Origin of the sequence: Candidatus Hepatobacter penaei (assembly GCF_000742475.1) — a bacterium.
Classification (GTDB): domain Bacteria; phylum Pseudomonadota; class Alphaproteobacteria; order Holosporales; family Hepatobacteraceae; genus Hepatobacter; species Hepatobacter penaei.
Genome location: NZ_JQAJ01000002.1, coordinates 114,019 through 134,806, shown reverse-complemented (window position 1 = coordinate 134,806; position 20,788 = coordinate 114,019). Strand labels below are relative to the sequence as shown.

16 protein-coding genes, 1 tRNA gene and 1 pseudogene are annotated in these 20,788 nt (G+C 51.4%); 10 read left to right on the top strand and 8 right to left on the bottom strand.

Annotated elements, in window-relative coordinates:
* Both IG82_RS07055 and IG82_RS0102695 read left to right on the top strand, forming a co-directional pair.
* Positions 1 to 760 (top strand): annotated as a pseudogene (locus IG82_RS07055) (hypothetical protein); the annotation flags it as partial.
* Between the two features lie 184 nt (positions 761 to 944).
* Positions 945 to 1,550, top strand: coding sequence for a hypothetical protein (locus IG82_RS0102695; RefSeq protein WP_031934096.1), 606 nt, complete (start codon positions 945 to 947; stop codon positions 1,548 to 1,550).
* Positions 1,551 to 1,630: 80 nt separating this feature from the next.
* Here the strand turns inward: IG82_RS0102695 and IG82_RS0102690 are convergent, their stop codons facing one another.
* Both IG82_RS0102690 and gyrB read right to left on the bottom strand, forming a co-directional pair.
* Positions 1,631 to 3,757 (bottom strand): transglycosylase domain-containing protein, encoded by a 2,127-nt coding sequence (locus IG82_RS0102690; RefSeq protein ID WP_052545623.1) that lies wholly within the window; start codon positions 3,755 to 3,757, stop codon positions 1,631 to 1,633.
* A 44-nt stretch (positions 3,758 to 3,801) separates the two neighbouring features.
* Positions 3,802 to 6,210 (bottom strand): DNA topoisomerase (ATP-hydrolyzing) subunit B, encoded by a 2,409-nt coding sequence (gene gyrB, locus IG82_RS0102685; protein ID WP_031934094.1) that lies wholly within the window; start codon positions 6,208 to 6,210, stop codon positions 3,802 to 3,804.
* Positions 6,211 to 6,513: 303 nt separating this feature from the next.
* Here gyrB and IG82_RS0102675 point away from each other — a divergent pair, with 303 nt between their 5' ends.
* Complete coding sequence (locus IG82_RS0102675; protein WP_031934092.1) at positions 6,514 to 7,329, top strand: hypothetical protein; 816 nt, start codon at positions 6,514 to 6,516, stop codon at positions 7,327 to 7,329.
* A 128-nt stretch (positions 7,330 to 7,457) separates the two neighbouring features.
* Here the strand turns inward: IG82_RS0102675 and mfd are convergent, their stop codons facing one another.
* From mfd to IG82_RS0102635, 6 genes are all read right to left on the bottom strand, one after another.
* Positions 7,458 to 10,832, bottom strand: coding sequence for a transcription-repair coupling factor (gene mfd / locus IG82_RS06905; protein WP_172642866.1), 3,375 nt, complete (start codon positions 10,830 to 10,832; stop codon positions 7,458 to 7,460).
* Positions 10,833 to 10,842: 10 nt separating this feature from the next.
* On the bottom strand, positions 10,843 to 12,282 hold the full coding sequence (gene miaB / locus IG82_RS0102665; RefSeq protein ID WP_082192017.1) for a tRNA (N6-isopentenyl adenosine(37)-C2)-methylthiotransferase MiaB: 1,440 nt from the start codon (positions 12,280 to 12,282) through the stop codon (positions 10,843 to 10,845).
* A 294-nt stretch (positions 12,283 to 12,576) separates the two neighbouring features.
* A complete protein-coding gene (locus IG82_RS0102655; protein ID WP_031934089.1) occupies positions 12,577 to 14,508 on the bottom strand; it encodes a hypothetical protein in 1,932 nt (643 codons plus the stop codon).
* Between the two features lie 246 nt (positions 14,509 to 14,754).
* A complete protein-coding gene (locus tag IG82_RS0102650; protein WP_156095329.1) occupies positions 14,755 to 15,402 on the bottom strand; it encodes a hypothetical protein in 648 nt (215 codons plus the stop codon).
* 484 nt (positions 15,403 to 15,886) lie between these two features.
* Positions 15,887 to 16,576, bottom strand: coding sequence for an outer membrane beta-barrel protein (locus IG82_RS0102640; RefSeq protein WP_031934086.1), 690 nt, complete (start codon positions 16,574 to 16,576; stop codon positions 15,887 to 15,889).
* Positions 16,577 to 16,614: 38 nt separating this feature from the next.
* Positions 16,615 to 16,836 carry a hypothetical protein gene (locus IG82_RS0102635; protein ID WP_156095328.1) on the bottom strand — a complete coding sequence of 74 codons (222 nt, stop codon included), beginning with the start codon at positions 16,834 to 16,836 and terminating at the stop codon, positions 16,615 to 16,617.
* Positions 16,837 to 17,186: 350 nt separating this feature from the next.
* Between IG82_RS0102635 and rplM the strand changes: the two genes are divergently transcribed.
* The 7 genes from rplM to rplA all read left to right on the top strand — a co-directional run bounded on the left by rplM (position 17,187) and on the right by rplA (position 20,423).
* A complete protein-coding gene (gene rplM, locus IG82_RS0102625; RefSeq protein ID WP_052545696.1) occupies positions 17,187 to 17,699 on the top strand; it encodes a 50S ribosomal protein L13 in 513 nt (170 codons plus the stop codon).
* Positions 17,696 to 18,229 (top strand): 30S ribosomal protein S9, encoded by a 534-nt coding sequence (gene rpsI / locus IG82_RS0102620; protein WP_040333092.1) that lies wholly within the window; start codon positions 17,696 to 17,698, stop codon positions 18,227 to 18,229. Before rplM ends, rpsI begins: the two co-directional genes overlap by 4 nt.
* A gap of 211 nt (positions 18,230 to 18,440) precedes the next feature.
* Positions 18,441 to 18,516 (top strand) — tRNA-Trp (locus tag IG82_RS0102615).
* A gap of 25 nt (positions 18,517 to 18,541) precedes the next feature.
* A complete protein-coding gene (gene secE / locus IG82_RS0102610; RefSeq protein WP_031934082.1) occupies positions 18,542 to 18,742 on the top strand; it encodes a preprotein translocase subunit SecE in 201 nt (66 codons plus the stop codon).
* A complete protein-coding gene (gene nusG, locus IG82_RS0102605) occupies positions 18,739 to 19,299 on the top strand; it encodes a transcription termination/antitermination protein NusG (RefSeq protein WP_031934081.1) in 561 nt (186 codons plus the stop codon). The genes secE and nusG overlap by 4 nt, the downstream gene beginning before the upstream one ends.
* Before the next feature lie 2 nt (positions 19,300 to 19,301).
* On the top strand, positions 19,302 to 19,739 hold the full coding sequence (gene rplK, locus IG82_RS0102600; RefSeq protein WP_031934080.1) for a 50S ribosomal protein L11: 438 nt from the start codon (positions 19,302 to 19,304) through the stop codon (positions 19,737 to 19,739).
* A complete protein-coding gene (gene rplA / locus IG82_RS0102595) occupies positions 19,740 to 20,423 on the top strand; it encodes a 50S ribosomal protein L1 (protein WP_031934079.1) in 684 nt (227 codons plus the stop codon).
* Positions 20,424 to 20,788: the final 365 nt, after the last annotated feature.

The following is a 20,788-nucleotide window of genomic DNA, read 5'->3' as shown; positions in this document are numbered from 1 at the left end:
AGAAGAACCACTGCATAGAGAAGCACCAATTTCTTTAGAGGTTGGTGAGGAACACCAGCGTGCGGCCAGCATGTTGACGACAGCAGGTTCTCATGCTTCACCTCGAGCCCGTCCTCAAACGTTAGCGTTGACGTGTGTTTTCTCCAGCAGTCGACCATGTGATATAAGCATGGATCTTTCCACGCCAAACTATCCGCCCCCAACGCCAATCACAGAAGAGATGGATCTTTCCACGCCAAACTATCCGCCCCCACCGCCAATCACAGAAGAGGGTACTCCTGTCACCACACCTTACAATCTAACGCCACCCCCACCGCTGCACCATGCACCCGGTGTGGATCAGTCACAACAGCAAAATGCAGCCTCTGTGGTTATAACACCACCACCGCCCCCACCACCACCGCCCCCACCACCACCGCCACCGATGTCTCAGGAACCCGGTGGGAATCAGTCACAACAACAAAATGTAGCCTCTGTGGTTGTACCCCCACAGCGGCAGGCTCAAAACGGTGACCCAAGAAGCCAGCTTTTACAGGAAATCACGTCATTCCGAAATAGTGGAGGGAGTTTGCGTAGTACAAGGGATGATAGTGGAAATCTTATTCCTCGTCCTGGAACGTCAGAGGCAAGAAGATCTTCTGATGAGTACGACAGTGTTGGTATCGCCACTATTTTACAGAGGCGTTTTGCTTTTGAAGTATCTGACAGTGACTCATCAGATTCAGACTCAGGAAACGTCACTGATGATGACTGGGATTAAGGTTGATTTTTCTGGCTTTCTTGAGGGGATGCCTCTTTGTGTGTTGAAAAAAAGGAAAAGGATGGTGATGATGAAGCTAGTTTTGATGGCATTAAGCACCTGGTGTATCTTAGGTGGGCCTCTGTGGGGTCTGTACGAAAAACCCTTGACTCCTAAAGGATTTTACACAGGAGTTGCAGGTGGTATGAGTGGGTTGATGGCAAAACACACGATGATGGTGAACGGTGGACAAGAAACATTCTGCCATCATGAGTTAAGAAAATCTGCTTTGGTCCAGGCTGTGGTTGGCTATCAAGATGGGTGGAGGGCCAACGTTCTGGGTGTGGAGTTAGGGTGGAATGTTTACCCAAGCTCTCATCGCATTTCTCAAAAGACAGAAGATGGCGCTATGACAGTTGTTTGCAACTTAAAGCAAAGGCAGCATGTAAGTTTAGAGGGGCGCTGGGGGTATGTGTTGCCATGGGGCAACCCCTTTGTCAAAGCGGGTGTATCATGGGTGCACCTTCAACAGAAAATACAAATTTTTCATGTAGGGCTTTTGGATCGTGGCCTTGATGAAAAACATTGTGTGGGTTTTGCGGGGGGCATTGGGCTAGAGAAAAATTGGAAAACACTAGGTGTGCGTGCAACCTATAGCGCGTCGGTCTATCCCGGGTTTTCTTCCAGAGCTAAGAGTAGCGTAGGTGTATTTGACTTTCAAAGCAGTCTGTCGCCCATGGTTCATCATGCTTTCACATTGGGGGTTGTGATTTATTCAAATATCACGTTAAGCGCGAAGCACACAACCTAACCCATAGCGCGTCTAGAGGCAGCACGCCCTTGTGTAGGGTGAAAAGAGATAACGTCCAAAGCGTCCGGCGGCTGCTTTCCTTATTTTTCTAGGATATGACCGATGGCATCGAAATGTGTGACATCTTCATCTGAGCGCTCGCTGCTCGCAGAAGGTGTTTCCCACCCCCCAAATTCACTTTGATCTGATGAAGCAGGTGGCGCTTTGGGTGGGGTGCGTGCTGGGGCACGTAACGCGCTTTGGTTCAACAAATCGTCAAGGGTTTTGTTGTGCTGTTGGGGTTGATCAGGGCGGCTAACAGCAGAGGCATCGGCTGCAATGGTTTCAACAGGCCCCTGATCGTCATGCATATTTTTAAACACGCGTTTGGGTGTTTTGGCCAAGGCTGCCTTCATAAATTCACGCCACAAATGGCTTGAGGGGCTGCCGCCACCCTGACGGTTCATAGGCTGATCTGAATCACGCCCTGTCCAAGTGCCGGTGACAAGTTCAGGGGTAAACCCAATCAGCCACAGGTCACGGTAATTTTGAGATGTCCCCGTTTTGCACGCTGAGGGACGATCCAGTTGGGTGCGCCGGCCTGTGCCGTTCGTGACTACCCTGACAAGTAGGTCAGTCATATCATCTACCAGTGAGGGCGCCAAAATCGGAATGCGTGGACGTTGGTGTTGATAAAGCACGTGCCCTTGTCGGTCGGTGATTTTTTGAATGCCATACGGTTGGGCCGGTAAACCTTGGTTAGCAATGGTGGCAAAGGCCCCCGTAAGCTCGAGAAGGGTCATTTCACTGCTGCCCAACGCAATAGAGAGGTTGTGCGGAATGGGTGAGGTCACACCCAAAAGCCGGGCTGTTTCGATGACGCGCGTGATCCCCAGCATCATGGCCAGACGCACGGCCATGGTATTAATAGATTTGGCAAATCCATCGCGTAATGTGACCATGCCTTGGGCTGTGTAGCGATAGTTTTTAGGTGACCAGTGGCCCACGGAGACAGGGCCATCACTGATGTGGTGATCGGGCGCCAACCCTTCTTTCAGGGCCGTGAGATATGTGAAGAACTTAAATAAAGAGCCCGGCTGTCGCAAAGCTTGCGTGACGCGGTTGAATTTTGTTTTTGCATAATCCATGCCGCCGAGCATCGCTTTGACCGCACCATCGGGCGTGATAGACAGCAAGGCCATTTGGTCAGCGCCCCATTTCTTGCCCCATTTTTTCATCGTGTCCTGCATGGTTTTTTCCGCCAACGCTTGCAGCTTTAAATCAATGGTGGTCCATACATTGAGATCTTGGTTAAGTGACACCACGTCACGCAAATGATCCACCACCCAATCTGTGAAATAGTGTATTGAGCTTGTGTTTGTCACATCGGGCGGCGGTGAGGCCATCAGGAGCGCGGTTTTCATGCCAGCTTCGTTGATAAAACCGGCCTCGACCATTTTGAGCAGCACTTGTCGTGTTCTGTTTTCTGATTTATGGGGGTTTTGTGCAGGCGAGTAACGAGATGGCGCCTTCAACAGGCCCATGAGCATAGCCGATTCATATAATGTCAGCGTTTTAGCTGAGCGACCAAAATAGCGTTTGGCAGCCGCGTCCACGCCAAAAGCGCCAGCTCCAAAATAAACACGGTTGAGATAGAGCGTCATGATCTGTGTTTTGGTGAGCTTTGTTTCCAACAACAGGGCCAGAATGGTTTCTTGAATTTTCCGGCGCAGGGATCTGTCGGTGGGGCCATAAATTTTGTGGGCTTGCAGAATATTTTTGCCCAGCTGCTGGGTGATGGTGCTACCACCTTGCACCACGCGCCCTGATTGATAGTTGGTCCAAAAGGCCCGCAAGATGCCGGTAAAATCGATCCCAAAGTGTGAATAAAAGCGTTTATCTTCCACGGCCATAAGGGCATGGCTGACATGTTCGGGCAAATCGTTGACAGAGATCATGTCGCCATAAACATCGCCATAGGTGGCCAGCAAGGTGTTATCTTTATCAAAGATGCGGATGCAAGGTCTGCGATAAGAATGAAATAGCTCGTCAATGCGGGGTAAGTCTCGAGAGAAATACCAAATGATGGTGATGCCCGCAAAAAGACCCACAATCATCATTACAAGGAAAAAACGCGTCAGGCGTTTGAGTGCCTCTAGAAAAGAAAACATCATGCGCCCCACAAAAGAGGACCGCGTATGTTTTTGTGAAGAACGTCTATAAGACATACACAGAATACACTCTCAAACCAAACCAAACCAAGGTCTCACCCTTAGGTGTCAAGACTTGAAACCTTAAATGCATTTTTCTGAATAAACTCCCGCCTGGGCTCGACCGCATCCCCCATGAGCACAGAAAATGTTTCATGGGCGTTGTCCATGTGATCAATATTGACCTGTAAAAGCACACGTGAATCAGGGTCCATGGTGGTGGTCCATAATTCTTCGGTTTGCATTTCACCAAGCCCTTTGTAACGCTGAATATGATAGCCATGTCGCCCCAAGGCAAGCACACGTTGCCACAAATCATAAGGATTGTTCATCACACGTTCTTCTTTTTTATGAACAAGGGTGGGGGCATCTATGAAAAGTTCCCCCAATTCCTGGGCCAGGGTGGTTAACAGCTGGGTATCGCTTTTTTCAAGCAACGATTCATCAAACACATATTCTTCGCGCACACCTTGCAAGAGACGCACCATCACCAAACGACGCAACGGCGCATCAAAGGAAAAAGACCATTGACCCGACAGGTTTTTTGAAAAACGCGCCACCAGCGCTTCACCCAACGCGCTGGGATCTTGTTGAAACGCCTCCAGGGTGAAGGACGGCACGAAAACAGCTTGCGCCAAGACAGCTTCAGAGCCAAACGAGCCCTTCAGATTATCAAGGGTTTGTGAAAAGCGGGCCGCCTTGTCAAGCCACGCTCTCAAATCCTGGCCCACAATATGCCCCCCGTCATGGGTGATGAGCCGCAGATCCTCCAGGGCATGGTTCACCAAAAAGGTTTCCAGCTCTTTGTCATTTTTGGCATAGATGACCTTATTGCCCCGCTTGATGCCATAAAGGGGGGGCTGGGCAATATAAAGATAGCCGCGCTCAATCAGCGGACGCATGTGCCGGAAAAAAAACGTAAGAAGCAAGGTGCGGATATGGCTGCCATCCACGTCGGCATCTGTCATCAAGATAATTTTATGATAACGCACCTTGTCAGGGTTAAATTCGTCCGAGCCAATGCTGGTGCCCAGGGCCGTGATGAGGGTGCCAATTTGTTCTGAGCTGAGCATGCGATCAAAGCGTACGCGCTCCACATTGAGCACCTTGCCTCTTAAGGGTAAAATGGCTTGGGTTTGTCGCGTGCGGGCTTGTTTGGCCGGGCCACCGGCGCTATCTCCCTCCACCACGAACAACTCTGTTTTGGCGGGGTCTTTTTCGCTACAATCTGCCAATTTTCCGGGAAGAGAGGCAATATCGAGCGCGCCTTTTCGGCGTGTTAGCTCGCGGGCTTTGCGGGCCGCTTCTCGGGCCAGGGCCGCATCAAACACGCGGGTGATGATTTTTTTGGCCTCAACGGGGTTTTCTTCAAACCATTGCTCCAGCTTTTCGGTCACCAGTTGTTCTACCACGCTGCGCACCTCAGAAGACACCAACTTGTCTTTGGTCTGAGACGAAAATTTCGGATCCGGCACCTTTACCGACAACACGCACGTCAGCCCTTCGCGCACATCTTCGCCCGTGGTGGCCACCTTGTCTTTTTTAGGAATATTGCTTTTGGCCACAAAGCCACCCACCACCCGGGTAAGAGATGCCTTAAGCCCTGACAAGTGGGTGCCGCCGTCACGCTGGGGAATGTTGTTGGTAAAGCACAAGAGGCTTTCATGGTAGGTGTCGGTCCATTCCATAGCCACATCCAGCACAATATCGTCCTTCACCCCATGAAGATGGATGCAGGGGGTGTGCAGGGCCGTGCGCGCGCGATTCAGATAGGCCACAAACGAGGCCACACCGCCCTCATAATGCAGGGTGCTTTCCTTAGGCTCATCCCGCTTATCCGTCAGCACAATGGTGATGCCGGGGTTCAAAAACGCAAGCTCGCGAAAGCGATTTTCTAAGGTGTCAAAAGAAAATTTGGTAATCTGAAAGGTCTTGGGCGAAGGCAAAAAGGTGACTTGTGTGCCGGTTTGCCCCGGTTCCGCATCGCCCACCACCGCCAACGGGGCCACGGGCTCACCGTTTTCAAATCGTATAACATGTTCTTTGCCGGCCCGCCAAATGCGCATCTCCAGCCACGTGGACAGCGCGTTGACCACCGACACACCCACGCCGTGCAGCCCGCCTGACACCTTATAGCTGTTTTCGTCAAACTTACCCCCTGCATGTAGGTGGGTCATGATCACCTGGGCCGCGGACACGCCTTCTTCCGCATGAATGTCCACAGGCACGCCGCGGCCGTCATCTTTTACCGTGACAGAGCCATTGGGGTGAAGCGTCACATGAATGCGTGTGCAATGACCGGCCAGCGCCTCATCCACCGCGTTGTCCACCACCTCATACACCATGTGATGCAGGCCCGAGCCATCTTCGGTGTTGCCGATATACATGCCCGGGCGTTTGCGCACGGCCGCCAGCCCCCGCAAGACTTTAATCGAATGGGCACCATAGGTTTTTTCTGAAGAGGGAGTCATAGCCAGCGCAACGCCAAAAGAAGGTATGGATGATCTTTCCTCAGTTTTACCCGAAAAATCAACTGTTGGCTATGGGCAAAGTCTGCCCGCGCTTTTTGCCTTGTCTGGGCCGCCGTGTCGGGGATATGAACGAGGCGTGGAGAGATATCTTACATCCACTGTGGAACACACCATTGTTGCGTGACACAAAATATAAAAAAAGCATTTTTTCTTAAAAAACCTTGCAAAAGCAAAAAGATATGCCCATAAAGACTTGCAGTGTGACAATATGTCAAACATTTTTTATCGCAAAGAGGTATATTTATGAAGTTCTCTGTCAAAACCTTGGTGTGTTTATGCACCGTGGCCTTGGGCGCCGTTCAGGCCAAGGCTGTGGACTTTCACGGCGTTGATGTGCCCGATGATTCCCTCACCGCAAAATATGTGGTTCCTAAAATTTCTAAACCCTTAGACAAGCTTGTCGAAGAAGTTCTGCCTCAAACCGAAGCTGTGGCAAAGGAGATAGAAAGCCTTCACGGTGTTGGTGGCAATGAAAAGCTGACTAAAGAAAGGCTGAACCTTATTCAGGAAACGCCTGAAGAGCAAAAGACCAGTGAGATTTATGTGAACCAATCATTAGCATGGATTGCACAAGAAGCAAAAGCATCTTTCTGGTCAAAACAAGTGTGTCTGGTGCGTGATTTTCAGATGAAATCATTAGCATCTTTGCCAGCTTTTATTGCCAATTTGGGATTATCTCTGGAAAAGAACCCCGATGCTTTTACACTCCCTGCCAACAATGATCTTAAGGACATAGAAGAGTTCATTCCTCATGATAAGCGCATATTTCCTGTCAAAGCGCCTTCCGGTCATAAAGATGCTTATTTGCTGGACCACCTGAGGGAACATGCATGTGAGTCCACTCGGGGGTCAGGATTTGTGGACATCACAGAAGCGCTCCTCTTTTCCGAGAATAGTGTCGTCATGAGCCCATACGACCGCACACTTTATGCACGGTTGAAAAACTGCCGTTTGGAAACATCCGAGTTTATTACACAGAAAATCACACTTCCCATGATGGATGCCTTGCGCGCCATGAAAGCTGAGATTGCGACTGCCAAAGAAAAAGCTGCGAGCTGATTCTTGCCGTCCCTCTTGGAGGTGGTAACCGTGAACGCACGGGGCTTATAAAGGCCCTTTGCGTTTTTTTATGCCTGGGGTTCGCTTTATTTTAGGGGGGTGAGGTTCAGAACAAGTGCAGACAACGGTTAAGACGCTGCGCCAAACCCCGCAATGTGGGCCAACAGGCGGTGAAGATCGTGGATGTGGCGATCGAGGTCTCCATGAATGGGCAGCACCCAGCGCTGGTCTGAAGTGAGTTTGCCCATAAAAGGCCCTGTACGAATCCAACCTAAAAGACGCTCAGGATAGGGGAACGGAGACAAAAAGCTGAGCGCCGTGCTCTCTTGGCCCATCTCCACTTTGGTGACCCAGGCGCGCCGGGCTGCAATTTTGAGCTTGGTCACCACCAACAGGTTGCGGGCTTCTTCTGGCACAGGGCCGAAACGGTCGCGCCACTCTTCGCCCATATCATCCACCTCATCAAGCCCCTCAAGGCCGGCCAGGCGGCCATAGAGCCCCAAGCGCACATCTAAGGATGCCACATACGAAGGCGGCAAGAGCACAGAGCGAGGGAACGACACTTTTGGCTCTTCCTTGGCAGGGGGCTGCCGATCGTGGGGTGCATCGTCTTTTTTTAAAGCCGCAATGGCGTCACATAAGAGTTTTTGATAATAAGACACGCCCACCTCACGGATGTGCCCCGATTGTTCTTCGCCCACAAGGTTGCCGGTGCCGCGAATGTCCATATCATGGCTGGCCACCGCAAAACCAGCTCCAAGGTAATCAAGGGATTGCATGATCTCCAGCCGTTTTTGGGCGGTGGGTGTGGTCTGTTTGTGTTCATCAAGAAACAGATAGGCCAGACCTTGGGTTTTCCCGCGCCCCACGCGCCCGCGCAGCTGGTAGAGGTTGGCCAAGCCAAACAAATCGGCGCGATAGATGGCCAAGGTGTTGACCCGTTCGATATCAATGCCTGATTCCACAATGTTGGTGGAGAGCAAGATGTCAAAGGCGCCATCTTCAAAATCTTTCATCACCGATTCAAGGGCACTGCGAGACAGCTCGCCATGGGCGATGCCCAGCCGCAGCGGGGGATCAAAATCTTGGATGAGGGCAGCCAGTTTTTGAATGTGGGCAATGCGGGGGCAAATGACAAAACTTTGCCCGTCTCGCTTTTTTTCATGGGATAAAATTTCTTTCAGCATCTTGGGGGCAAACGTGGCCACAGTGGTTTGCACGGCCTTGCGGTCAGCAGGGGGGGTGGTGATGAGGCTGAGAGATTTGATGTCAGACAGGGCCATATTCAAGGTGCGCGGGATGGGCGTGGCAGTGAGGGTCAGCACGTGGAGATTGGCCTTGAGGGTTTTGAGCTTTTCCTTGTGCGCCACCCCAAAATGTTGTTCCTCATCAATAATCAAAAGCCCCAGGCGCCGAAACGTCACGGTGTCTGACAACAGCGCGTGGGTGGCCACCACAATATCAAGGCGCCCCTCGGCCAGCTCTTTTTTGACGCGTGCTGCCTCGCGCGGGGAGACAAGGCGGGAGAGCTGACCCACCGAAAACCCTGTCTGGGCAAAGCGGCGCTCAAAATTGCGCGCATGTTGACGGGCCAACAGGGTGGTGGGCACCACCACAGCGACTTGCATGCCGGAAGAGGCGGCCATAAACGCGGCCCTTAAGGCCACCTCGGTTTTGCCAAACCCCACATCGCCGCACACAAGACGATCCATGGGCACAGGGCGGGCTAGATCTTTGAGGGTGTCGTCAATGGCTTGTTGTTGATCTTGCGTGGCTAGGAAGGGAAAGCCTTCCTCAAAACGCTGCAGAGGCGTCGGGTCATCAAGAGACAACCCTTTTGTGGTGCACAGGCTTCTTTGGGCTGCGGTGGTGAGGAGATATTCAGCCACCTCTGCCGCCTTTTTGGCGGCGCGCGCTTTGCGGTTGTGCCACACGTGAGAGCCCAAGCGATCCAGGGGCGGGTGAGACGCCTCGGCGCCATAACGCATCACAGCGCGCATGTTTTCCACCGGCACAAACAAACGGTCCCCTTCGGCATAGCTGAGCTTGAGGCAATCATGGGACACGCCGTTCACCGTGAGGGTTTCCAGGCCTTCATAGCGGCCGATGCCATGGTTTTCGTGGGTGACATAATCCCCTGTGTGAAGGGCAGCAAAATCAGACAACACAAGATCGCCCCGTTTGGCTTTGCGGGTCTTTTTCAGCGGGGTGGGCCAAAATCCTTTTTCGGTGATGAGGCACCAATCATCGCCTGTCAGGTTGTGGGTTAGCGGCGTCTGAAGCAATCCCCATTTTTTGCGGGAAAGGGCACAAAAGGTTTCCCATGACGAGACGCGCTGAAAGGCTTGGTTATGGGCTTTGAGAAACGTGGCCCAGCGGGCGCATCCTTGATCTGTGTGGGCGGTGAGCAACAGGCGTTTGGTTTGGCTGTGCGTGAGCAACGTGTCCAGGGCCTCTTGTGTACGCATGGTGGTTTTAAAACCTAAGGGTGGCAGAAGCCGCACCTTCATTAAGGCTGCGTGGGGGGTCAAACAATAAGTTGGCGCATTTGTCACCAGGGTTTCTAAGGGGCCGTCATACCACAGATCCGCTAAGGAGAGTTGCCCAGGCAGTGCGGCTAGCAGGGCGCTTGCGGCGTAACGGGTTTCATCTGTGAGAGGCGCGTCAAGGCACTGAGGTGAAGCCAAACTCAGACCCAACACAGGAAGATGGCGCGGCCACAAGAGCGGGGTGTCCACAAGGGGCCACATACGCACAAGATCGGCTGGCACGCTGTGATCGATGGCAGCGATCAGCGATGTAAGATGGTCTTTGCACGCAGGATTGTCGTGCGCGTGAGGGTCCTTATCTTCAGCGCCGCAAAAGGGATGAGCCGGGGCAAGGGTAAAGGCATTGCACGCGTCTGTGCGCCTTTGGGAGAGCGGATCAAACGAGGTGATCGTGTCAATATCATCACCGAAAAAGTCAATGCGTTTGGGCTGACCTTGTGGGGGGAAGATGTCAATCAAACTGCCGCGCACGGCATAATCACCGGGCCTATGCGCCACATCGGTGCGGCGATAGCCTAAGGAAGGCAGTGCCGTTAACAGCTTGTCGTAGGTGAGCCCTACACTCACCGTGAGGCAGCGTGGCTTGATCAGGGCCTGGCCCAATGAGCGGCGCAATACAGAAGGTGTGCACACAATGAGCTGCGCGGTTACAGACAAGGGATGAGCTGTGTGTGGGGCAAAAGCTTCGCCATACGGCAACAAGCTCTCCAGTGGCAGGGGCAGCGTGGTGTCCAGTGCACCTAAGCTGGGCAGATGCACAGAGGGCACCTGGGGCGCCAGCGTGGCAAATAGGGCCTGTGTGTGCGCGCATGCGTCATCTGTTTCCGCTACATGAATCCAGGTGGGCAAGGGTGTGTGTGGATCACGCTCAGTGTGGGCTGCCGGGAGAGAGGCGAGGCGGTCTATCAGCCAAAACACCTCTGTGCCTGAAGGAAACCCCGCTATTTTTTCCATGACCATGGGGTTAGGCGGCGTGCCTCACCCATGTGCCTTCAAGGCTATTGGCCAGTCCTTTGGTGATGTGGGCCTTCACCATGGCGCCCTTGTGCAGCCCTTCGGTGGTGATGTGCACAGACTGCATATACGGTGTGCGGCCGATCCATTGGTGGGGCAGGCGTCCTTGACGCTCAATCAACACCTCCACCGTTTGACCTTCAAACCTCTGATTAAACGCAAGCTGCTGCGCGTTCAACAAGGCTTGCAGGCGTGCCAGGCGTTCGGCCTTCACCTCTTCAGGGATTTGATCCTCCCGCAACGCGCCGGGGGTGCCTGGCCGCGGGCTATACTTAAACGAATAGGCCTGGGCATAGCCAACCTCACGCACGAGAGAAAGGGTGTCTTCAAAATCTTCCTCTGTTTCACCGGGAAAGCCCACAATAAAATCTGACGACAGCGCGATATCGGGGCGTGCCTGGCGAAAACGCTGAATCACATCAAGATAACGTGCCCGGGGGTGTTGCCGGTTCATGGCTTTCAGCACCCGGTCTGAGCCTGATTGAACGGGCAGGTGCAAAAAGGGCATCAGCATGTCCAGCTCACCATGGGCTTTGATCAAATCGCTTTGCGTGTCGCGTGGGTGGGAGGTGGTGTAACGCAGCCGCTTCAGCCCGGCCTTTTCAAGGCGCATCGCCAAGCCCCGCAGCAAGTCGCCCAACCCATAATGGGTGCCTTCAGGTCCCTGGCCGTGATAGGCGCTGACGTTTTGCCCCAGCACCACAATTTCCTGGGCCCCGCCTTCCACCAAACGCACGGCTTCCGCCATCACATCATCCACAGGCCGCGACACTTCGATGCCGCGGGTGTAGGGCACCACGCAATAGGTGCAGAATTTGTCGCACCCCTCCTGAATGGTCAGAAACGACACAGGGCCTTTATCCAGGGTTTCTTCAGGCAGAAAATCAAATTTAGAGGTGGAAGGAAAATCCAGCATCAACACTTTATGAGACGGGCCATGGGCTTCCACCTCTTTGAGCATAGAGGGCAACAGGTGATAGGTTTGCGGGCCAAAAACCAGATTGACATAGGGTGCACGCCTTTGGATTTCTTTGCCCTCAGCCTGGGCAACACACCCAGCCACGCCCAACATCATGGGCCGTGTGCGCTTTTTTTGCAGCTGGTGCAAGCGCCCCAATTCAGAGAACACTTTTTCTGAAGCCTTTTCACGAATATGACAGGTGTTGAGCAACACAAGGTCGGCCTCTTCAGGTCCGGGTGCCACCTCATAACCCACGGTTTTGAGCACATCAGCCATACGCGTGGCGTCATAGACATTCATCTGACAGCCATAGGTTTTAATATAAACAGAATGTGTTTTTGAGGGCTGCCTTTTTGAGGGCGTTTCTGCAGGGGGCCTTGAAGATCGAGGCTTAACAGAAGGCGTCTCTAAAGCAGGGGGTGTGGGCATAACATGGCTCATTGAGGATTCCTGGCTCTATTCTATGAAGCCCGCGGCCCAGAATCAACCCTTGCGGTGATGGAAGCTTGGCTGTGATGAGCCCCTGCTATGCATGAGGTTTGGCCGTGAAACCTTTCTGTCACCTAACAGCCTGACCATGACGGCACACCTGCTGTGATGAAGCCTTGGCGATCGTTTACCCGTGGCCCCCATGGAGAAAAGACAAAGGGCGCCCTCACAAAGCGCCCTCCATCTTTGGGTAACGTCACGCAAAACAAGGCCCCCAAAGGCCTTGCTCCACCATCAATACGACTCTTCTTTCTCGCTCTCCGTTTCGTCATTTACAGGGGTGGGGGAGGGCTCCACACCTTCTTCCACGGTTTGCAGTCTACCCGGTTCTGCTGCAGGATCCCTCCGCACATTTTCTGAATCGCTCTCGCCTTCCGGTGGCTGTGCGTTACTATTTTCTGCGGGGCCTGCCTTGTCTTCGTCATCTGCCTCTGGCAGCGCCTCTTTAGGAGGCACCTCTGCTGCTGACGCGCTTAAGAGCGCTTTCACTTCAGGGTCTTTTATCCACGTTAAGAAGGATCTTCCGTTTTCCCTCTTCGTAAGCTCCTTTCCTATCTCAGAAAAAGTTTTGTTAACGTTCTGAAAAAATGGTTCAATGAGCTTCGCTATATGCGCCACGCTTTCTGGTGAAAATGCCTGCTGCTTCTCAAGGCCTTTCCAAGAAAGAGGACCATTGGGCACCCAGCTTGTGACTCCGCTACCGTCTCCTGTTTCTTCTGTTTGTTGTTTTTTGGGTTGGTATTGAAAAAGCTTCATATCCTGCCTAACAAAAGCAAGCCAAGCCTGGTAAGGGATGATCTCTTTACGCCTTGCTTCCTTTTCACTCGGCTCCGTTCTTCTATAGGAATCGAAGATATACGCGTCTTCCTCATCGAGATACGCGCCTTCCTCATCGAGGTCATGCACTTCTATCTTAAGGTCAAGCTCTTTATTGATGTGCATCAATTTTTTGGCACAATCTTCCATTTTGGCCAACGAAACCATCGATGGTGTGACAGACAGAGGTGAAGGCTCCATGTCTTTTTTATATGTTTTGAAGCTGTTCACAAGATCCTGCGCAGCTTGTTCAGCTTTTGCCGGTAACCCCCCGTTGCTAATCACGGTATTAAATGATTCTCTATTCTCACCTTTGCTTTCCTGCATAGCTTCGCTAAAGGCCTCAGTGCGCTCTTCAATCTCGCCTTCAAAACGTTCCATTATGCTTTCCCTTCGTTCACGAGAGGCTTCGAACACTTCCTCAGCATCAACTTCCTTTTTGGCGGCCGCCAGGATCTGTTCGTGTTTCTCCATGAAGTTGTGGAACGACTTTTCTATGTTTTGCTCATTAAACGCGTCTAACAAGCTGTATGACGCTTTACACATCTCAAAAATGCCTGGGATCACTTGCTCTGCTTGCTCTTTGATCTCTTGGTTTCTATCAAAACGATCGTAAAACGCTTGGATAAAGCCAGCCATCCCTCGATACTCTTTGCCCATTGCTTCACGCTCATCCATGCTTGTTTGCATCTGTATCATTTCGTGGTAAACAGACACAAGATCGGGGTGCACCGACATGACATGTTCTGCATAATTGGCTGCAGCTCTTTTGAAGTTTTTCTCTAAGAAAGGCTCAAACCATGCGCGGTGTCCGGGCATGATCACGGTGGGGACTGCATAGTCTTCCTTCACAAGATCATCCACATTGGCCCCAGGAAAGGCCGCCTTAAGGAGCGCCTTTGTGACGTGCCCCTCAGATAGCCTGTGATAGTCATACACCAAAGGGCGTACCTTACCAATCATGCCGACAAATCTATCTATCTGTGCCCGACGCTCTCCATATTCAGATGGCTCCATATCTTCAAAGCCTATGTGCGCAGCATTAGCGCCGAATGTAACCACTGTCGCCACTCTTAACACCTTTTCGCGCAGGATCCCTGGCTCGGCCTCAATGTCTGTCTGTGCGTCTATGGGAAAACACTCAAGCACCGCATTCTCACGCATAAAAGAGGATAACGCACCCTCATCCACACTTGCGTTGACCGGGGCAGCCTCTTCAGCCTGGGTCGCTTTTGCTCTGATTTGGTCTTGGCAAGCTTCTGTTGTTCCGTTTCTAGCTGCATAAAGAGATGAAGCGCATACACCCAGTGTGCAGAAAAGGGTGGTGGTGAGCAAAAGGGATCTTTTCATAAAAATATTGTCCTTATGTCAAAAAATGTCACAGTGGCACTATTGGGGTGATTACGTGTAAAAGTCAACCATAGAAAAAATATTTTATTTTTATGAAAACATTGACGCAAAAAAAGATCTATTTTGTGTCAGATGCAGGCTATTTTTTTATCTTTTATTGATTAAAAAAGCGCATCAGGCGCCTCTAAAGCCTGTTCTGGCTGTGTCTCTCTTAGGGCGCACGCCCCTCTCTTACGTGCCTTCTGATCATGAGGCTTCCTCTAGGGCCTCTTGTCTATGGGTTGTCAAGTCGCCATTCTCCGGTCTTTCCACAAAATAAAAAGCGTCAAACCCCTCTTTTTCGTCCGAAACAGCCTCTTCCGATGGCGTCACCCAAGGAGAAGAGGGGCTCTTTTCTTGTGGGTTGGCAAGATGATCTCCATCTTGCATCGCTTCCCCTAAGCGCTCTGTCACTGAGGGATTATTGATGTTCCCCACAAAACAACGGGTGACAATCCCTGTCAGGTTCGGGGCATCGGTCGTCAGGGAAGGAATGGGGCCTCCTGGTTGCCAGTGCATGAGCAGGGTATTCAGCATTTTAAGTTGCCGTTGATCTCGTTGATGGCGTTCTTCAAGGTTTGCCACTTTCGCTTGAAGGGCCTTCACCTCTTCCTCGTATTTCTTTTTTTCTTGATCCCCCTGTTTTTGGCGTGGCTCTCTCTCCTTTATGAGCTGTTCTTTTGTAGCCCGCTTTCTTTCATCGGTGGGGGGAGATGTTGCTGCGTTAGCAGGTATGAGGTGTGCATTGTTGTCATAAGGCTCAAAGAGAACGTTTTGGGTGTTATCTCCAGTGCTGTGGGCTGTGTTAAGGGTGAGCATGAAGACAGCAAGGCATGAAAAAAGGCGTTCAGACATAAGTGTCTCCTTCACAATTGAGGTGTGGGTGGGATAAAAAGCGTTGGCGCCAAAGCCTACTCCCCTGGCGCCAATGTCGGGCCCAAAGAGACCCTTTATAAACCACATGCGGGTGCAGCATGTTATTTCCCCCCTATCATCCAGGAGAAAGGTCATAGGCACTTTTCACGAAAAATATCCATAAGTCAAGAAAAAAGTGACATATCGTCAATATTTTTTCATTATCATGTTGTGCGGCGCGCCCAAAGGCGCAGCTTCATGAGGCAAGGTCACATTCATAAGGCCAGGCGGGCTATCAGTGAGGGCCGTGGGGAAGGGAAGGTGTGGGTGGCATGCCGCAGAGTGGGGATGTTAGGGGTGAGGGTTAAGGCCACTTATTTCAGACCTCGGCTATTCAAAGCGCGCCACCTAAGCATGCCTTTAAAAAAAGGGCCCTCACGCGCGCGAAGGCCCCACAGGTGTGAGATGTGTTTAGGTTAAGCGGTTAAAAATACCACGACACCCCCGCGGTGAAGGCGTGGACTTTCGGTGCCACAAAGGTTTGTACATGGTCAAGTCCAGGATTGTCAGGCTCTTGAAGCCGTGTCTCGACAGTTTTGTGAAAGGATAGAGTATAGTCAAAGCGCACACTCAAATCCTTGGCCACAGGCATTTCAAGCATCAAACCTGTGATAAAAGAAGGGGAGATCTTTGATTTTTTCATCTCAGCTGTGTCCTCATCACTATAGCGATGGGTGAACTGGGCGCCGCCCAAGCCAAGTTTGAGCGACAAGTTGACATCCTGCATATCAAAGCCCACAAGGCCGACGATACCGAACTCAAGATCCCTTTTAACCTTACTTTTTGCTTCTTCTGTCATGTTTGCTGGGGGTCCCAAGGCACCAGAGAGTGTTTGTTCGCAAGGTGTGTAGCCGATAAAGCCTTCTACACCTGAAAGAAAGGCATCACTTTTAAAGCGTGAACCAAAAACAGCATCCAGTGCAAACCCCCCTTTTCCTTTGTTGCTCCCGTAGAGAAAAAAATCATCAGCACCGGGATAGTCAAACATGAATCTCTGTGTCCCATTCATATAGATGCCGCCCACATTCAAGCTGCCATACATCCCCGAAGGCGTTTCAGCCAAGGCACCTGTAAAAGCCCCACCCAGAATAAGCGCACACACAATTTTTTTCATTTTCTTAGCCTTTTAATCTATTGCTGGTTACCTAAAAATTATTGATTCACCCTTGCTCGATATTGTTTGAGGTCTTCTTCTTTTTGTCTGATTTCATTTTTCCACTCTGTCCGCTTAGCAGTATCGCACCTTCGGCATAATGCATTTGCGTCACGATAAATCTGAGCGGCGCCACTGAAATCTCTTCCTTTCATTATTTCTTGCACGCGTGCTTTCCATTCATCAATGTCTTTTTTTAGTTGTGTTTCAGCAGCTAGCACAGAAGACGTCCCCTTTTTGGCTGCATACAAAGGCGCGGTCAGAGAGGCCGACAGCACGGCGGCTGACAAGAGAAGATGTGTGAGGCGATGCATACTGTGGTTTCCATAAGCGTGAGACGTAAGGAACTATGCTAGCCAAAAAACCTTTCTATACTGTCAATTGTTCTCACGATTTCTTGTGCGTTAACCCTTTTTTATCCCCTGTCAGCGCGAGGCTGATGTGTTTTTCAAAGCGTGCTAGGCCCTTTTGGGGGCGCATAGACCATCAGAAAAGGCGCTTTTGTGCAAGAGGCGTTGACATGGGCGCGCAGGTCTTTCACTATGGTGTTAATGGATGGGAATTGAATGATATGAAGACATTTACACTGAAAGCGTCTGCCATTGAAAAATCGTGGTGGCTTGTGGATGCGAAGGATTTGGTTTTGGGGCGTATGGCCAGCCAAATTGCTTTTCGCCTGCGGGGCAAGCATAAGCCTACGTTTACGCCGCATATGGACTGTGGTGATTGTGTGGTGGTGATTAATGCTGACAAAGTTCACTTGACGGGCAGCAAGTGGGATCAAAAAAAGTTTCATTGGCACACAGGGTATCCAGGTGGGATTAAGTCGCGCACGATGACCGAAATTGTGGAAGGAAAAAACCCTGAGCGTGTGGTGCGCAAAGCAGTGGAGCGGATGATTTCGCGCAACCCGTTAGGGCGTCAACAAATGAAAAACCTCAAGATCTATGCGGGGGAAACGCACCCTCATGAAGCCCAGGCACCGGCGTTGTGGGACATTGGGGACATGAATGAAAAAAATAAAGCCGTGCGTCCTTCTCATAGGGGCACCCAAGGTGAACAGCTGAAGGAAAAACAATCATGACAGAGCGTATGACGGAGTTATCCGAACTCAAAGCATCATTGGAAGCCTCGTCCGAGGAGGCTTCTTCACCCGAACCCTCATTGGTGGGCAAAGCGCCTGCAGGTGGTGGTGATGCCTCTTCAGGGGGCACCCCTGTGTTGGATGCGCAGGGTCGAGCCTATGCCACAGGTAAGCGTAAGACGGCCGTGGCGCGGTTGTGGCTTTGTGCAGGCAAGGGCAATATCACCATTAATGGCCAATCCTTGGCGGATTATTTTCCCAAGCAGGTGCATGCACTGGTGATGCGTCCGTTAACCCTTGTAGAGGCTGTGGGGCGTTTTGATGTCATGTGCACTGTAAAGGGAAGCGGCACCTTTGGTCAAGGCGGCGCTGTCCGTCATGCCCTATCCAAGGCCTTGGCGCTGTACAAGCCTGAGGTGCGCGGTGCGCTTAAAAGGGAAGGGTTTCTCACCCTTGACTCGCGGGTGGTAGAGCGTAAAAAATATGGTCAGCCTAAGGCGCGCAAGCGTTTTCAACGATCTAAGCGTTAAGGGTATTTTGGGTTGGCGATGCGTTTGTAAAACTCCTTTGTTTTCGGCTTTTGGGGCTGCGGCGTGTGGGTTTTTGGGAATAAAAGTACGTTCCCCCCTTGTGTTCTGAGGTGATTTTTCGTAAGAATAGATAAGGTTTTTGATGAATAGGACAGAGCGTGCTTCCCGTCTCTCCGTTAAGGTGCGCCTTAAGACCATGTTGGGAGAATTTAGGAGCGTAGCTCAATTGGTAGAGCACCGGTCTCCAAAACCGGTGGTTGTGGGTTCGAGTCCCTCCGCTCCTGCCAGATTTGAGGGGGTTTGTTAAGAAAGATGACAACAGAGAAAGCGAAAACATCCTGGTTGACCTTTGTGAGGCAGGTGCGGCTTGAGGCATCACGGGTAATGTGGCCGTCGCGCCAAGAAGTGGTGACCACAACCATCTTTGTTTTCATCATGGTGGCTCTTTTTTCTTTGTTTTTTTTGGCCGTGGATAGCCTTGTTTCTTCAGCCGTGCAGTGGTTAATTCGATGAATAAAGACACAAAGCCCCAGGCATCTCAGTGGTATGTGGTGAATGTCCATTCAGGCTTTGAAGACAAAGTCATCCAATCTATATGGGAGAAGGCGGGCAAAGAATCTCTTTCGGAGTGCTTCTTTGACATTGTGGCCCCCAAAAAAGAATCAGTTGAGGTTAAGCGGGGGGTTAAAAAGAATGTGGCGAAATCTGTGTACCCTGGGTATATCTTGGTGAACATGATGCTGCGGGATGATACGTGGCACTTGGTGCGCAGCGTCCATCATGTATCAGGGTTTTTGGGCGGCAAAGAAAAACCCACACCTCTATCTAAAACAGATGTCGAGCGGGCGCTTAGCTCTGTGGAAAAAATGATAGATGCTTCGAAAGAGGCGCATCACTTTTCTGTGGGTGAATATGTGCAGGTGACAGATGGGCCTTTTGCTTCGTTTTCTGGGTTGATAGAAAATGTGGATGCAGACAAAAAGCGTGTGAAGGTGTCTGTGGCCATTTTTGGGCGTCTGACGCCAGTAGATTTAGATTTTTCTCAGATTGAAAAAACAGAAGGACCGTAAGTATGGCAAAGAAAGTGATTGGTGAGATTAAGCTGCAGGTGCCTGCCGGCAAAGCGAATCCAGCACCCCCCATTGGTCCTGCACTCAGCCAAAAGGGGCTGAACATTATGGAATTTTGTAAGGCTTTCAACGCCAAGACGCAAAGTATGGAGGCCGGTATGCCGATCCCTGTGGTGATCACGGCCTATGCAGACCGCACGTTTACCTTTATTCTTAAACAGCCCCCTACGAGTTATTTTATTAAAAAAGCCTTAGGTCTTCAAAAAGGTTCTTCCGCCACGGGGCGCGATAAGCCCGTGGCCACGATTACGCCTGAGCAAATTAAGAAGATTGCGACGGAGAAAATCCAGGACATGAACGCCCACACCCCGGAGGCCGCCTATCAGATGGTGCGTGGCTCTGCGGTGTCTATGGGCATTAACATAGCGGAGGGTGCATAAATGTCAAAGCGTATGCGTCATATGCGTCAACACCTTGAATCTGTGGATGGCGCTGTGTCTTTTAAAGAGGGCATGACCCTTGTGAAAAAAACGTCATCAGCCAAATTTGATGAAACGGTGGATGTGGCGGTGAGGCTTTTGGTGGACACCAAAAGTGGCCAAGCGCCCCGGGGTGTGGTGAACTTACCTGGCGGTACGGGTAAATCTGTGCGTGTGGCTGTGTTTGCCCGTGCTGATAAAGCCAAAGAAGCCACAGAAGCCGGCGCTGATATTGTGGGTGCAGAAAATTTGGTGGAACGTATTGAAAAGGGCGAGGCGAATTTTGATCGCTGTATTGCCACGCCTGACATGATGGCGCTTGTGGGTCGTTTGGGGCGTTTTTTGGGGCCGCGGGGGCTGATGCCCAATCCGCGTTTAGGCACTGTGACTATGGATGTGGCGAAAGCTGTGCAGGCCGCGAAAGGTGGTCAGATTGAGTATAAAACAGACAAAACAGGCGTAGTCCATGCCGGTATTGGGAAAGCCAGCTTTGATGGGGACGTGTTGGTTCAAAACATGGAAGCCTTTATGGATGCGCTGGTCAAAGCCAAGCCTGCCTCTGTGAAGGGGGTGTACATCAAAAGTGCGTACGTGTCGTCCACCATGGGTCCTTCCGTCAAACTTTCTTTAGAAGGTTTAGCTTAGAGATCTTGGTTCAGTAGGCTTGCCCCCCGGAAGGCCTTTTGGTTTTCTGGGCCTTGGCGAGCTGTTGATCATACATTCAGCCGCTGGCACTTACTGCCGAAACGCTTCATAAGGTAGGCTGTTCCCATGGGTTCTTTCAGCTTGCGCTTGGTGCGTGAGCAGACACGTGCGGGCGTTTTGTTTCCTGCTTTTTTGTGGTTACCTGGTTTCTCGCGCATCTCATCACGTTTCTTCATGCAAGCTTGTTTGATGTGTGTCAAGAACACGGTCATATGGTGAGCAAGCGCCGGTAAGCGCGTGTGTCTCACGTTCTCCATGCTTTTTGTGGCTGGGACCTTTTTGTGTGTCGCACTGGGGGTGTCGTT